The organism is Caulobacter sp. S45, assembly GCF_903642205.1.
In the GTDB taxonomy this organism is placed as follows: domain Bacteria; phylum Pseudomonadota; class Alphaproteobacteria; order Caulobacterales; family Caulobacteraceae; genus CAHJWH01.
Genome location: NZ_CAHJWH010000085.1, coordinates 1 through 13,381, shown reverse-complemented (window position 1 = coordinate 13,381; position 13,381 = coordinate 1). Strand labels below are relative to the sequence as shown.

The window sequence follows — 13,381 nt, the reverse complement described above, 5'->3', positions numbered from 1 at the left end:
AACCAGGTCGCAGGCTGCGTGGCCGGCTTCGCTCGGGCCACAGGCGCGTCGCATGCGCCCCTGGCGGCGGTGATCCACTCCACCAGCGTCCAAGGCGCGGCGGGGTGGGTGCGTACGGCGCCCTTCTATGCGGCGGCGCGGCGCTGCGACGCCCTGGTCTATGTCAGCGAGCGGCAACGGGCGCACTGGGCGCGGCGGCGGCTGGGCGCGAAGCGGGTCGTGGTGATCCGCAACGGCGTGGACCTGGCGCGGCACGGTCCGGTGGACGCCTCCGCCCGGGTCGCCGCCAAGCTCGCCCTGGGGCTGGCGCCCGCGACCCTGATCCTCGGCAGCGTCGCCATGTTCCGGCCTGAGAAGAACCACCTGCAGCTGGTCCAGGCCCTGGCCGCCTTGAGGCGGGCCGGCGTCGAGGCCGAGCTGCTGCTGGTGGGCGACGGGCCGACCCGCGCCGCCGTGGAGGCCCTGGTGGGGCAGCTCGGCCTCAGCCAGGCGGTCAAGTTCTGCGGCGAGCAGGCGGACGTCCGGCCGTTCCTGGCTGCCATGGATGCGGGCGTGCTGTGCAGCACCTCGGTGGAGACCCTGCCGCTGTTCGGGTTGGAAGTCATGGCTGCGGGCGCGCCCCTTGTCGCCTCGCGGGTGGGCGGGCTTGAGGAGCTGGTGGAGGACGGCGTCGACGGCCTGCTGTTCCCGCCCTGCGACACGCCCGCCCTGGTGCGCCAGCTGAAGCGCTGTGCGGACCCGGTCACCCGCGGCCGCCTCTCCGCTGCCGCCAGGCGCAAGGCGCAGGGGTTCTCCGCGGAGGTCATGGCCGAACAGTATGCCGGGCTGTTCGGCCGCCTGGCCGGCTCAGCGCCGTGACCCCGTCGCCTCAGGATGGGCGGCTGACCATAGGCGTGTTCCGCCTGCAGTTGTTCAAGCCGTCGGAGACCTTCATCACCACCCAGGCGCAGGCTCTGCAGCGCCACCGGGTCGTCTATGTCGGGCGGCGGCTGTTCGGCCCGGCCCCGCCGGACGCGGAGGTCGTCAGCCTGGGCCGCGGATGGGCCGCCTCGCTCAGGCTGATGCTGCTGCGTGATCCGGCGCCCCTGCTCGCCGCCCTGGGGCAGCGACGCATCGACATCCTGCACGCCCATTTCGCCGTGGACGGCGTCTACGCCCAGGCTTTGGCGCGCCGCCTCAAGGTCCCGCTGGTCACCACCCTGCACGGCTTCGATGTCAGCCGCCGCCGTCGCTCCCTGCTGCTGTCGATGCGGCCCGCGCTCATCCACGCGGTGCTGGGCTGGCGGAGCCTGGCGCGCGAGGGCGCCCTGTTCCTGGGGGTGTCGCAGGCGGTCATGGAGGCGGCGCTGAGTCGGGGCGCTCCATCCGATCGCCTGCGCCGCCACGCCATAGGCGTCAACCTGGCCCGGCTGACGCCTCCAGGCGCCGGGGAGCCCGGCCTGATCGTGCATGTCGGTCGCCTGGTGGAGAAGAAGGGCGCGTCCGTCCTGCTCGACGCCCTGGCCGCCATCGCCGACCGGACGCCGCAGGCCCGGCTGGCGATCATCGGCGAGGGGCCGTTGCAGCGCAGGCTGGAGGCGCAGGTCGCACGGCTGGCGCTTGGCGGGCGCGTGGACCTGCTGGGCGCGCTGGACCACGAGGCCACGCTGGGCTGGCTTTCCCGCGCCTGCGTCGTGGCGGCGCCCAGCCTGACCGCCCGCAACGGCGACATGGAAGGCCTGCCCACCGTCGTGCTCGAAGCGGCGGCGCTCGGGCGCGCCATCGTGGCCAGCGATACGGGGGGAACGGCCGAGGCGGTGGAGGACGGCGTCAGCGCCCTGCTGGTCGCTCCCGGCGATGTCGAAGGACTGGCCGAAGCGCTGGCCCGCGCGCTCGGGGATGCCCGGCTCGCCGAGCGGCTGGGATCGGCGGCGAGGCGGCGGGTGGAGCGGGACTATTGTCTCGCGCGCCAGACGCAGCGGCTGGAGGGCCTCTATGACGAGGTCCAGCCGCGATCCGGGTCTTCGGAGACGCCGCAAGGCGAGCCATGACCCCGGCGCCCGGCATCCTCCTGGTCTCCACGGCGGACTGGGACAACCCGTTCTGGACCAACAAGCAGCATGTGGCGGTGGAGCTGGCGCGGCAGGGCCGGCGGGTCCTCTACGTGGAGTCGTCCGGGCTGCGCCGGCCCAGCTTCAGGCCCCGCGACGTGCGCCGTATCTTCCGGCGGCTGGCCCGCGCCCTGCGGGCGCCGCGGGAAGTCCGCCCCGGCCTGTGGGTCTGGTCGCCGGCGGTGCTGCCCTGGCACAGCGCGCGCACGGTGCGACGCCTGAACCGCCTGGGACTGCGCCTCGGACTGGCGCTGAGCGCGCGCCATGCCGGGCTGGCGCCTCGGGTGCTGTGGACCTACTCGCCTCTGACCCCCGAACTGTACGACCTGCACCGCTTTTCCCAGGTGATCTACCATTGCGTGGACGACATCGGCGCCCAGCCCGGCATGCCGCGCGAGGCGATCGCGCAGGCCGAGGCGGTCCTGGTCCGGCGGGCGGACATCGTCTTCACCACCGCGCCAGCACTGCGTGACCGTCACGCCGCTGCGGGCGCGCGCCGGTGCGTCTTCCTGCCCAACGTCGCCGATGCGGACCATTTCGGAGCAGCCCTGGCGAAGACCACCCTTGTCCCGGCCGACCTCGCCGCCCTGTCCGCACCGCGCATAGGCTTCGTCGGTGCGGTGAGCGGCTACAAGCTCGACTTCGCCTTGATTCGGGCGGTGGCCCTGGCGAGGCCGGCCTACAGCTTCGTGCTCATCGGGCAGGTGGGCGAAGGCGATCCGTGGACCGACGTCTCACCCCTTCGCGGCCTCGCCAACCTCCACCTGATGGGGCCGCGGCCCTATGCGGAGCTTCCAGCCTATCTGGCGGGGATGGATGCGGCCATGCTCCCTGGCGCGACGAACACCTATACCGCCGCCATGTTTCCGATGAAGCTGTTCGAATACCTCGCCGCGGGCCTGCCGGTGGTGGCCACGCCCCTGCCGGCCCTGGCCGAGGTCGCCGACCTGATGCTGGTCGCGCCGCCTGAGGCCGACGCCTTCGCCGCAGCGCTGGATCGGGCGCTGGCAGGGGAGGGAGCGTGCCTGGAGGCCCGGCTGGCCGCCGCCCGCGCCCACACCTACGCCCAGCGTACGCGCGACATGCTGGCCCGGATCGAGGCCCTGGATCAGCCGGAATAGCCGCTCGCCTGCAACCCGCGCAGCAGCGGCCTCAGGGCCTTGGCGGGGCTGGCTGGAGGGCCGAGCCCGAGCAGGGCGCGCCACTTCTCCGCAAACACTTCCGGCGCGAAGGCCTGGGCGGCCTGGATCGCGTCCTCGGGGCGGAAGGCGCCCTCCCAGCCCTCGAACTCGCGGATGCCACGGGTGAGGCTCTGGGCGTCCGTCCCGCGGTAGAGAACGCCGGAGACGCCGTGACGCACGGTGTCCAGCACGCCGCCGCGCGCCTGGGCGATGACCGGCCGGCCGCTCGCCAGCACCTCCACCGGCGTGATGCCGAAGTCCTCCACCCCCGGGAAGAGCAGGGCCCGGCAGCGGCCCATCAGCGTCAGCAGCTCCGCCCGGGGCAGGCGGCCCCTGTGCTCCACCCCCTGGCCGGCGAAGCGGCGCACATAGGCCAGGTCCGGCCCCTCACCCACCACCACCAGCCGCCGGCCGAGCGCCACGCAGGCGTGCACCGCCGTCCTCACCGCCTTGTAGGGCGCAAGGTGGCCGACGAAGAGGTAGAAGTCCTCCGGCGCCTGAGGCGCTGGCGCGTCGGACAGCTTGACCGGCGGATGGATCACCGAGCTGTCGCGGCGATAGACCTTCTCGATCCGCCTGGCCACGAAGCGCGAATTGGCCACGAAGTCGTCCACCCTGTACGCCGACATCACGTCGCGCAGACGCATCTCCTCGCCGAATGCGTCGTAGAAGGGATGGGCCAGCCTGGGCGTGCGGCGGCGGTAGGCGTGACGCTGGTCCCAGATGTAGCGCATGGGCGTGTGGGCGTAACAGATGTGGCGCCCGTCGATGGACGGCATGGCCCACTTGGCCGGCCCAGCCTCGCTGCTGACGACCACGTCGTAGTCATCCAGGTCCAGCCCGCTGAGGGCCGGCGCCATGAAGGGCAGGTACAATGGGTACAGCCGTCCGGCGAAGGGCAACCGGTTGACCCATGTCGTCTGGGGTCGTGCACGGCCCTCGAACAGGGGCTGCACGGCCTGCTCGACATAGACGTTGGTGTAGACGTCGGCCTGGGGGAAGACGGACATCAGGTTGTCCAGCACGGCCTCGCCGCCCCGCAGGCGTACGAGCCAGTAGTGGATCAGCGCTACGCGCACGATCCGCCCATGCCCCGACCCGCGTGCTGGGCGGATGATCCGACCCAGCTACTCCAGATCAGCGCCTTGTGTACACCTGAGGTTGTAACTCCTCTAGTGTTATCTTCTTCTAGATGTAGCCCTATCATCAGCATTGATCGCCCGCCCCGGCGGCTTAGCTTGCACTGTGCAAAGGCCTTGTACAGAGGGTTGCAACCGTTAAGATGCACGCGAGAGATGATTCGTCACGCTCGTCACCCGCAAGGTCGTCGCCAGCTGCTGGCCCTTAGCGGGTCAGCCGGAGGGTCACCGCCAACCTGTCGGCGGAATAGGATCGCCGCAGAGCGTCGGTGGACCGGTCGTCCGCATAGCTGTACTGCAGATCGAGCGACACCAGCCTGTTCATCAAGTAGCTGGCGGCGAGCGTTGCGCCGTAGCTGACGTCGGTACGGTTCCCGGGGGCGTTGTCGCCGGTGACGAAGTAACTTCGGTACTGGACCTGTCCCGCCGTGACGCCCGCACTTACGATCAGGTTGCGCAGCAGCTCGTGATCGACGGTGACGGACCCGCTCAGGCCGATGCCGCCGGGCGAACCCGCCACGCTCGACGGCGCCGCCTGGCGGGAGCCCGTCAGGCTGACGGTGGTGAGCTGGGTCGGGAAATACTCGACGCTGGCGCTGAAGGCGAAGCCGGAGTCCGCCGGCGTGTTCGGCGTGCTGTAGGACTGGCGCAGATAGCCTAAGGCCAGTTCGCCCCGCGCCAGGCGGGTCAGGTCGAAGTTCACCCCGCCGGCGAAATTGACGCCCTGGGAGTCCTGGTCCTCGTCGTTCTCGCGTGGCCGGAAACCCTGGCCGTAGAGGGCGCCGACGAACACGGCGACCGCGGGCGAGACGCCGTAACTCACCCGGCCGCTGTAGCTGAGATAGGTCCCGTTCCGGCCGGAGGCGTCGTAGACCGCGCCCTGGGGCAGCGGCGCCGTGTCGTAGTCTTCGTTGCGGAGGGCGAAGACCCCCTGCAGCTGGATCGTCGGCAGCGTCTGGATGATCGTGGCGCGGAAGTCCTGCCGCTCGAACTCGACCGGGGCGAGCGTGTCGACGGGCACGTCGGGATCGGCTCGGGAGAGCACCAGGTGCTGGTCGTCGACGCGCAGGTCGATGCTCAGGTCGTGGCGGACATCCAGGTGACCCGTCGCGGCACCTCCGTACTCGGTGGAGTTGTCCTCGCTCGATCGGACATACTCGGTCCGGGCGGCAAAGGCCTGCAGGCCGAAGCCGTCGCGGCTCCCATCGGCGTCCAGCGAGAGAGCGGGCTGGATGCGGAAGGACTCGTCGGACCGCGCGCCCGTGGTGGCGAACTTCTCGTTGTCGGTGAACAGGCTCGTGATGTTGAGCTGAGGCTTAAGTGTCAAGCCGTCCAGATCGATGTCGAAGGGCGCCCATTCGGGATGGGGGCGCTCGCGGACGGCGGTGTTGAAGCCGCGGCTGTACTGCGGCGCCTGGCCGATGCCGCCAAAGTCCTGGCCTGCGGCGCCGCGCGACGGCGCCGTGGCAAGCGCGAGACAGGCCAGGCTCACCGAACGGGCCGATCGGACTACTGGCATCTATTCCGGTCGTCCAAACTCCCCTCCCAGGCTCGCGTCCAGGCTGATCAGCGCGCGGCGGTCGCGCCTGCGCTCAGAAGAAGCGTTCCCTGATCAGGATGGTGTCGCCCGGGCCCACCTCGCTGGCGTCGGTCAGACGGACCGGCGCGGCCTTCAGGGCGCCGGCGTGGCGGATGGTGACGATCCTGGTGTTGGCGCGATAGGTGAATCCCCCGGCCGTCGCCACCGCGTTCAGCACCGTCAGGCCGTTGGTGAAGGGGTACTCACCGGGCTTCTGCACCTCGCCCAGGATGTAGAAGGGACGATGCATCTCCACCTCGACCGACACGTGGGGGTCGCGCAGCAGGCCATCGGCCAGCCTGCTGCGGAGCGCTTCCTGGACCTGCGCCACGGTGAGGCCGGCGGCGTGCACGTTCCCGATCAGCGGGAAGGCGATCTCGCCCGTGTCGGAGATGACGAACTCACCCGACAGGCCGGCCTCCTCGAAGACGATGACGCGCAGCTTGTCGGCGGCCCCCAGGTGGTAGTTCATGTCCTTGGGATCGGCGGGACCGGAAGAGGCCGAGGCGGAGACGGGCGCAACCGCGCCCGTCTGGGCGGTCGCGGTCAGGGGAGCCGAAGCGCCAGCGACCGACAGCGCGACAGCCAGCGTCAGGCGGGAAAGCCCCTTGCGCATCGCTCGCCCCCCTAGCTCAGCCCTGCGCCGGTCAACCGGGCGCGATGTCGATGTGGTCGACGAAGGTCCGGCCGCCGGAGACCTGCGCCTGGATCAGCCGCCGCTCCGGCCCCTCGAGCACGATGGCGCTGAGCCGGCCGGTGACGTAGGCGCCGGTGTCCACCCCGATCCGGCGGTCGCTGACGAAGGCGTCGGCCTCCGGCGTATGGCCGTGGACGATGGCCTTGGAGAAGACGGCCGAACCGCGCAGGAACTCGTCGCGGATCCACATCAGGTCCTGCGGATCCTGCTGGTCCAGCTCCACGCCCGGCCGCACGCCTGCGTGGGTGAAGAAGTAGTCTCCGTACTCGACGGCAGGCTCCAGCGCCTGGAGGAAGCGGACGTGGGTTGCGGGGATGGCGGCGGCGAACGCGGCACGCGCCGCCTCCCAGGCCTGCGGCGGATCGGCGGGCGAAGGCGCCGCCACACCGTAGGATGCGAGAGTCTCCACGCCGCCGAAGCTGCACCAGGTGGCCCCCACGGAGCGCTCCCTCAGGGGAGGCTCCTCCAGGAACCTCAGCATGGTCTCCTCATGATTGCCCCGAATGAAGCGGGTCTCCAGGGCGGCGTCGTCCTGTAGGGAGATCAGCAGGTCGATCACGCCGCGCGAGGCGGGGCCGCGGTCGACATAGTCGCCCAGCATGATCAGCACCGGTCGAAGCCCGTCGGCCGGCTCGCTGCGAATGGCGGCGACCAGCGGGTCCAGGGCGTCAAGGCGCCCGTGCACGTCGCCCACGGCGTAGAGGCGCACGCCATCGGGCGCCGAGCGCAGGACCGGCGCCTTCTTTCGCTGGAAGAAGTTAAGCATCCAGAGATGGTTAGCATGGCGCCACAGCGCGACAAACCCGAGATGGCGACCGGACTCCGCTCACGGGCAAGCTTCTTCCAACCGGCACGTCGCAACGGGAGCCTGATGGGATCCCCGGCGAAGCTGCGAGGCGTGAACGGGGCGCGCGAGGGAAGGGTGGGAGACTAGGTCACCCATGCGCCGATCCCATAGAAACCTCAGCGTCAGCGGCGGCCCTCGGGCGAGCACCTGGGAAACGAGGATCGCGCCCGAATGCATGCCCCACCTCCCCGCAGCTGGCCGATACAGCAAAGCACTCGCGTCTGGGTATAAACAAGAGCTCATCATCGTTGGCGGTGTGGATATTTCGCCGCAGTGGAACATGATGCGATCGCGCCGATGCCGCGGGCCGGGGCGGCGCTGGTTGATCCGGCAATGCCGCAGCCCTGCACCAGGCGCAGCGCGCTTTCCTGATCGCCACCGGCCACAGCGCGATGGACTTTCGGGCGCTGGTGGGGCCGGTCGCCGCTGAGGGTGGACACCGCGACGTCACGGCCAGCGTCGCGCACGGGCGCGAAAAGATCGGGCAGGCCTGAGTCGCTCCGCAAAAGACGTTATGGAGCACAGCGTGTGAGGGACAGGCGGGAACCGGCGCAATGATCATCGTCACCGGGGCCGCCGGCTTCATCGGCTACGCCCTCTGCGAACGCCTGCTGGCGCGCGGCGAGGAGGTGCTGGGCGTCGACATCTTCAACACCTACTACGACGTGGGGCTGAAGGAGGCCCGGGCCGAGCGGCTCGGTCGTCATCCGGGTTTCCGGCTGACGCGCACCGACGTGGCGGACGCGCCGGCCTTCCAGCAGGTGGTGCAGGGCAGCGGCGCCGACCGGGTCGCGCACCTGGCGGCCCAGGCCGGCGTGCGTCACAGCCTCGACAACCCCTTCGCTTACGAGCGCGCCAATGTGGCCGGCCACCTGTCGGCGATGGAGGCCTGCCGTCACACTCCGGCGGTCAAGCACCTGGTGTACGCGTCCTCAAGCTCCGTCTATGGCGACCGGCCAATCGAGCGGGGCTTCCGCGAGGACGACAACGTGGACGCGCCGGTGTCGCTCTACGCCGCCACTAAGCGGTCGTGCGAGCTGATGAGCGCCAGCTATTCCAAGCTGTTCGGCCTGGCCCAGACGGGCCTGCGCTTCTTCACCGTCTATGGCCCGTGGGGGCGACCGGACATGGCGGCCTTCCTGTTCACCCGGGCGATCCTGGAAGGCCGGCCGATCCAGGTGTTCAACGGCGGCCGCATGATGCGCGACTTCACCTATGTCGACGACATCGTTGACGGCGTGCTGGGGGTGCTCGACCATCCCGCCGCGCGGGGCGAGGCGCGCATCTTCAACATCGGCGACAACCGCCCGGTGGCGCTGATGGACATGATTGGAGCCATCGAGCGGGCGCTGGGGCGCGAAGCGAAGAAGGACTTCCTGCCCATGCAGGCCGGCGACGTGCCCGCCACCTTCGCTGACATCAGCCGGCTGCAGGCGCTGTGCGGCTACAAGCCCGAGGTGATGCTGGAGCAGGGCATCCCACGCTTCGTGGCTTGGTACAGGGACTATTACGGCGTCTGAGACCGTCTCAGCGCCGCGTCTGATCAGGCCGGGTTCAGGCCGCCTCGTGCGCGAGGATGAAGCTGCGCACGCGCGGATAGATTTCCTCGCGGAAGCGCCGGCCGTTGAACACGCCATAGTGGCCGACGCCCGGCTGGACGTAGAGCTCCTTCATCGTCTCGGGCAGGTTCTCGCACAGCGCATGCGCCACCTGGGTCTGGCCGACGCCGGAGATGTCGTCCTTCTCGCCCTCCACGGTCATCAGGGCGATGTCGGTGACCGCCTCCAGCTTCACCCGCCGGCCGTGGTGCTCCAGCAGGCCGCGGGGCAGGAGGTGGCTCTGGAACACCACGTCGATGGTCTGGAGGTAGAACTCCTCGGTCAGGTCCATCACCGACAGGTATTCGTCATAGAACTCCAGGTGCTTGGCGGCGTCCAGGTCGGCCCCGTGAACCAGATCGTCATAATACTGCTGGTGCGCCTCCTGGTGACGCTCGGCGTTCATGCTGATGAAGGCGGTGAGCTGGACCATGCCGGGATAGACCCGCCGCAGCGCGCCGGGCCAGGGCGGCGGCACGGTGTAGATCAGGTTGGACTCAAACCAGGCGAAGGGCTTCTCCGCCGCCATCCTGGTCGGCGCGGTGGGCGCCAGCCGCGCATCGATGGGCGAGCCCATGAAGGTCATGCTGGCCGGGCGGCAGGGATCGTTCTCCTCCGCCATCGTCGCGCAGGCGGCGAGCGTCGGCGGCCCGGGCTGGCAGACGGCGAGCACATGGGCACGTGGTCCGAGCGCCTGCAGCATGGAGCGGATATGGTCGATATAGTCGTAGAAGTCGAAGCGGCCGTCCAGGATCGGCACCTCACGCGCGTTCACCCAGTCGGTGACGTAGACCTCGTGGTCCTGCAGGAAGGTCTCCACCGTCCCCCTCAGCAGGGTGGCGTAGTGGCCGGACATCGGCGCCACGATCAGGATGGCGGGCTCCGGCTTCGTCCGCCCGGCGCGCTTCAGGTCGTCGGCGTCGCGCACGAAGTGGACCATCCTGCACCAGGGCGAGGACCAGGCGGTCTCCTCGCGCACCGCGACGAGCTCGCCCTCGATCTCGACGCTGTCGATGCGCCACTCCGGCTTGCCGTAGCGCCGCGTCAGGTTGGCGAACAGGTCGGCGGCCGCATACAGCGAGCGGCCCAAGGTGGTGTCGGCGGCGGGGTTGAAGGGCGAATGCCAGAAGTCCCGCGACGCCCGCGCGGCGAGCCGCATGGGCGTGACGGCGTTGTACGCCATGTCGCTGAGGCCGTAGAGCATCGCTGACCAATCCTGCCACACGGGCGTGAGGTTAACCGCGGGATGTTAACAGATGAACATACCGAAGGTTCAAGGTGAAGGGGCCACGCCTCAGACGCCCATGGCCTCCTTGATCTGCGTCGCCAACGCGCTTGGCGGCTGGGTCTCGTCCAGCGGCTTCACGAAGCGGCCCTGCGGGTCCATCAGATAGATGGCCGCGCTATGCTGGACCGCATAGCCCGGTCCCGTACCGGCCTTATAAAAGGCGTGGTACTCGCCCGCGACCGAGGCGACCTGGGACGGCGTTCCGGTCAGGCCTCGCAGCCCGCCCGCCGGATAGCCCTGGCTGGTGTCGTAGAGCCTCATCTGCGCGGGCGTGTCGCGCGCCGGGTCCACCGAGATGAACACCACCTGGAAGCGGCCGCGAGCGCCGCCGAGCTGCTGGGCCGCCGCGTTCAGGGCCTGGAGCGTGGCGGGGCAGGTGTCGGGGCAGTTGGTGTAGCCGAAGAAGACCGCGCTCCACCGGCCGTCCAGCACGTGCTGGTCGACCGGGCGGCCGGTGTCGTCGATGAGGTGGAAGGGGCCGCCGATCGCGGCCTCGCCGCTGCTCGCCACCGATGTGGAAACGCCGTTGGACGGGCGCAGCGCGGCCACGGCCACGAGGGCGGCGACAAGGCCCAGTGCGGCCAGCCCCGTGGCCCGCCAGAACCGTCGGCCGGAACGCCCGAGGAGCGAGGGCGCTTCCTTTTCAGGCCGGTCCGACCCACCTTGGCGAGCTTCGCTGGGGGATCGCTCCCCTGCCTGTTCGAGCATGATCTGAGCGATGGCCTCTACCGACGCCTCAAGCCCCCGCCGTCGCCGCCCCGATAGGCCGCGCCTGACCCTGTGGCAAGCCGCGGGCCCGCGGCCGGAGATCGGCGGCGCAGGCGACGGGCGGCTGTGGGACTGGGCCCAGGCGCGCCGGGGCCTGCGCCTGCGCACCCTGGTGATCCTGCGCTGGGCCGCCATCGTCGGCCAGACGGTGACGGTCCTGGGCGTCGCCTACGGGCTGCACTACCACGTGCCGGTAGCGTGGTGCCTGCTGGTGATCGCGGGCGCCGCTTGGCTGAACCTGTCGGTCACCCTGTCCTGGCCGGGCGTCAGGCTGGCCGGCGAGCGCGAGGCGGTGCTCCAGCTCGCCTTCGACGTGGTGGAGCTGGGCCTGCTGCTGGCGCTCACCGGCGGCCTGGACAATCCCTTCATCGTGCTGCTGATCGCGCCGGTGACCGTGGCGGCGGCCACCCTGCCGGGCCGCTACGCCGTGGCGCTCGGCGTGCTGGCCCTGGCCGCCATCACGGCCCTGGGATTTTGGGCCGCGCCCCTGCCCTGGATCGCGGGCGAGACCTTCGAGCTGCCGCACGTCTTCCAGATCGCCGTGGGGATCGCGGTGGCGAGCGGGGTGGTGTTCACCGCCGCCTATGCCTGGCAGGCCTCCGCCGAGGCCCAGCGCATGGAGCTGGCGCTCGCCGCCACCCAGGCCGTGCTGGCCCGCGAGCAGCGCCTCTCGGCGCTCGGCGGCCTGGCGGCGGCCGCCGCCCACGAACTCGGCACCCCGCTCGCCACCATCCAGGTGGTGACCAAGGAGATGGTGCGGGGGCTGGAGCCCGGCCCCCTGCTGGAGGACGTGCAGCTGCTGATCAGCCAGGCCGCCCGCTGCCGCGAAATCCTGAGGAAGCTCGGCCAGGCGCCCGACACCTCCGACGCTCACCACGCCCGCATGGGTCTGTCCCAGCTGCTGGACGAGATCGCCGAGCCCTACCGGGGCGACGTGATCCTGATCGATCCCCAGGTCAGCTGCGCGCCGGGCGCCTCGATCCTCGAGGTGCGCCGACTGCCGGAGGTGATGCACGGCCTGTCGGCCTTCGTGGAGAACGCCACCGACTTCGCCGAGTCGGTGGTCGAGCTCACCGCCTATTACGACGCCGACAGGCTCACGATCGACGTGCGCGACGACGGCCCGGGCTTCCCGCCGGAGGTGCTGAGCAGGCTCGGCCAGCCCTACGTCACCACCCGCAGCCACGGGGAGAACTCGCGCTCCTCCCACCAGGGCATGGGGCTGGGCTTCTTCATCGCCAAGACCCTGCTGGAGCGAACCGGCGCCCATGTGGAGTTCAGGAACGCCAAGCGCGGCGGGGCCATCATTTCCGCACGCTGGCCAAGGGTGCGGATAGAGGCGCCAGAGGTGTTATGAGGACAACAGGTCTCCTGCGCCTGATTTTCACCTCTTTTGTTGCGCGCACCCTAGCTGCGACATTATGACGGACGCGACGGCTGGTCCGCCGCCACCTTTGGGAGCCCTGGATGACCGACATCTCCGCCTCGATCGCCGCGCTCGCCGAGAAGACGGTGCTGGTGCTGGATGACGATGCGCCGCTGCGCACGCGCCTCGGCCGCGCCCTGGAGAGCCGCGGCTTCGAGGTGACGGCGGTGGGCGCGGTGGCCGAGGCGATCGCGGTGGTGAAGGACAAGTGTCCCGCATTCGCCGTGCTCGACATGCGGCTGGAGGACGGCAACGGGCTGCAGGTGGTCGAAGTCATCCAGACTGTGCGCCCGGACGCCCGGGTGGTCATGCTCACCGGCTACGGCAACATCGCCACCGCCGTCGCCGCGGTGAAGGCGGGCGCGGTGGACTACCTGCCCAAGCCCGCCGACGCCGACGACGTGGCCCGCGCCCTGCTCGCCGCCCGTGAAGGCGGCTCGCCCGCCCCGCCGGAGAACCCGATGTCGGCCGACCGGGTGCGCTGGGAGCACATCCAGCGCGTCTACGAACTCTGCGGCCACAACATCAGCGAGACCGCGCGCCGGCTGAACATGCACAGGCGCACCCTGCAGCGCATCCTGGCCAAGCGCGCGCCGCGCTAGGCCAGCCTCCCGCGGGAGGAGAGGGCGGTCCGCGCGGCCTCCAGCGCGATCGCGAGCGCGTCGGCCGTGTAGGGCGTCGCCGCGCCGCACCCCCAGACCGGCCCGGGCCAGGCCGCATCGTCCGGCCGCCGCCCGACCACGTGCACGTGGAGCGGCGCGACCACGT

12 protein-coding genes are annotated in these 13,381 nt (G+C 70.5%); 6 read left to right on the top strand and 6 right to left on the bottom strand.

All coding sequences use genetic code 11. The features are described from left to right. The 3 genes from HUV06_RS09775 to HUV06_RS09765 all read left to right on the top strand — a co-directional run. A partial coding sequence (locus tag HUV06_RS09775) for a glycosyltransferase family 4 protein (RefSeq protein WP_174301083.1) occupies positions 1 to 858 on the top strand: 858 nt, incomplete at its 5' end. Then, positions 855 to 2,030: a glycosyltransferase gene (locus HUV06_RS09770; RefSeq protein WP_174301082.1), complete on the top strand. Its 1,176-nt coding sequence runs from the start codon at positions 855 to 857 to the stop codon at positions 2,028 to 2,030. The genes HUV06_RS09775 and HUV06_RS09770, both read left to right, overlap by 4 nt. Continuing rightward, the gene (locus tag HUV06_RS09765) at positions 2,027 to 3,211 is read left to right on the top strand and encodes a glycosyltransferase (protein WP_174301081.1); all 1,185 of its coding nucleotides are present in this window, start codon (positions 2,027 to 2,029) and stop codon (positions 3,209 to 3,211) included. The genes HUV06_RS09770 and HUV06_RS09765 overlap by 4 nt, the downstream gene beginning before the upstream one ends. Here HUV06_RS09765 and HUV06_RS09760 read toward each other — a convergent pair. From HUV06_RS09760 to HUV06_RS09745, 4 genes are all read right to left on the bottom strand, one after another. After that, complete coding sequence (locus tag HUV06_RS09760) at positions 3,199 to 4,350, bottom strand: glycosyltransferase (RefSeq protein ID WP_174301080.1); 1,152 nt, start codon at positions 4,348 to 4,350, stop codon at positions 3,199 to 3,201. The two genes, HUV06_RS09765 and HUV06_RS09760, sit on opposite strands and share 13 nt — an antisense overlap. 265 nt (positions 4,351 to 4,615) lie before the next feature. Further along, complete coding sequence (locus tag HUV06_RS09755; protein WP_174301079.1) at positions 4,616 to 5,902, bottom strand: outer membrane beta-barrel protein; 1,287 nt, start codon at positions 5,900 to 5,902, stop codon at positions 4,616 to 4,618. Between the two features lie 100 nt (positions 5,903 to 6,002). After that, positions 6,003 to 6,605 carry a polysaccharide biosynthesis/export family protein gene (locus HUV06_RS09750; RefSeq protein ID WP_174301078.1) on the bottom strand — a complete coding sequence of 201 codons (603 nt, stop codon included), beginning with the start codon at positions 6,603 to 6,605 and terminating at the stop codon, positions 6,003 to 6,005. Between the two features lie 31 nt (positions 6,606 to 6,636). Continuing rightward, positions 6,637 to 7,452, bottom strand: a complete 816-nt coding sequence (locus HUV06_RS09745; protein ID WP_174301077.1) for a metallophosphoesterase family protein — start codon at positions 7,450 to 7,452, stop codon at positions 6,637 to 6,639. Positions 7,453 to 8,087: 635 nt separating this feature from the next. On the opposite strand from HUV06_RS09745, the gene HUV06_RS09740 reads away from it, so the two are divergent. Next, complete coding sequence (locus HUV06_RS09740) at positions 8,088 to 9,053, top strand: NAD-dependent epimerase/dehydratase family protein (RefSeq protein ID WP_174301076.1); 966 nt, start codon at positions 8,088 to 8,090, stop codon at positions 9,051 to 9,053. A 34-nt stretch (positions 9,054 to 9,087) separates the two neighbouring features. On the opposite strand, the gene HUV06_RS09735 is transcribed toward HUV06_RS09740, so the two are convergent. Beyond that, positions 9,088 to 10,335, bottom strand: coding sequence for a polyhydroxyalkanoate depolymerase (locus HUV06_RS09735; RefSeq protein WP_174301075.1), 1,248 nt, complete (start codon positions 10,333 to 10,335; stop codon positions 9,088 to 9,090). A 90-nt stretch (positions 10,336 to 10,425) separates the two neighbouring features. Next, entirely contained in the window at positions 10,426 to 11,127 is a 702-nt protein-coding gene (locus tag HUV06_RS09730) for an SCO family protein (RefSeq protein ID WP_174301074.1), read from the bottom strand. Positions 11,128 to 11,137: 10 nt separating this feature from the next. Between HUV06_RS09730 and HUV06_RS09725 the strand changes: the two genes are divergently transcribed. Then, a complete protein-coding gene (locus HUV06_RS09725) occupies positions 11,138 to 12,544 on the top strand; it encodes an ActS/PrrB/RegB family redox-sensitive histidine kinase (protein WP_174301073.1) in 1,407 nt (468 codons plus the stop codon). A 110-nt stretch (positions 12,545 to 12,654) separates the two neighbouring features. After that, the gene (locus HUV06_RS09720) at positions 12,655 to 13,215 is read left to right on the top strand and encodes an ActR/PrrA/RegA family redox response regulator transcription factor (protein WP_174301072.1); all 561 of its coding nucleotides are present in this window, start codon (positions 12,655 to 12,657) and stop codon (positions 13,213 to 13,215) included. Positions 13,216 to 13,381: the final 166 nt, after the last annotated feature.

Excerpts from the sequence above, each read along its gene's own strand:
- HUV06_RS09725 (WP_174301073.1), top strand. The coding sequence starts at position 11,138 with ATGGCCTCTACCGACGCCTCAAGCCCCCGCCGTCGCCGCCCCGATAGG.
- HUV06_RS09720 (WP_174301072.1), top strand. The coding sequence starts at position 12,655 with ATGACCGACATCTCCGCCTCGATCGCCGCGCTCGCCGAGAAGACGGTG.
- HUV06_RS09765 (WP_174301081.1), top strand. The coding sequence starts at position 2,027 with ATGACCCCGGCGCCCGGCATCCTCCTGGTCTCCACGGCGGACTGGGAC.
- HUV06_RS09750 (WP_174301078.1), bottom strand. The coding sequence starts at position 6,605 with ATGCGCAAGGGGCTTTCCCGCCTGACGCTGGCTGTCGCGCTGTCGGTC.
- HUV06_RS09740 (WP_174301076.1), top strand. The coding sequence starts at position 8,088 with ATGATCATCGTCACCGGGGCCGCCGGCTTCATCGGCTACGCCCTCTGC.
- HUV06_RS09745 (WP_174301077.1), bottom strand. The coding sequence starts at position 7,452 with ATGCTTAACTTCTTCCAGCGAAAGAAGGCGCCGGTCCTGCGCTCGGCG.
- HUV06_RS09730 (WP_174301074.1), bottom strand. The coding sequence starts at position 11,127 with ATGCTCGAACAGGCAGGGGAGCGATCCCCCAGCGAAGCTCGCCAAGGT.
- HUV06_RS09735 (WP_174301075.1), bottom strand. The coding sequence starts at position 10,335 with ATGCTCTACGGCCTCAGCGACATGGCGTACAACGCCGTCACGCCCATG.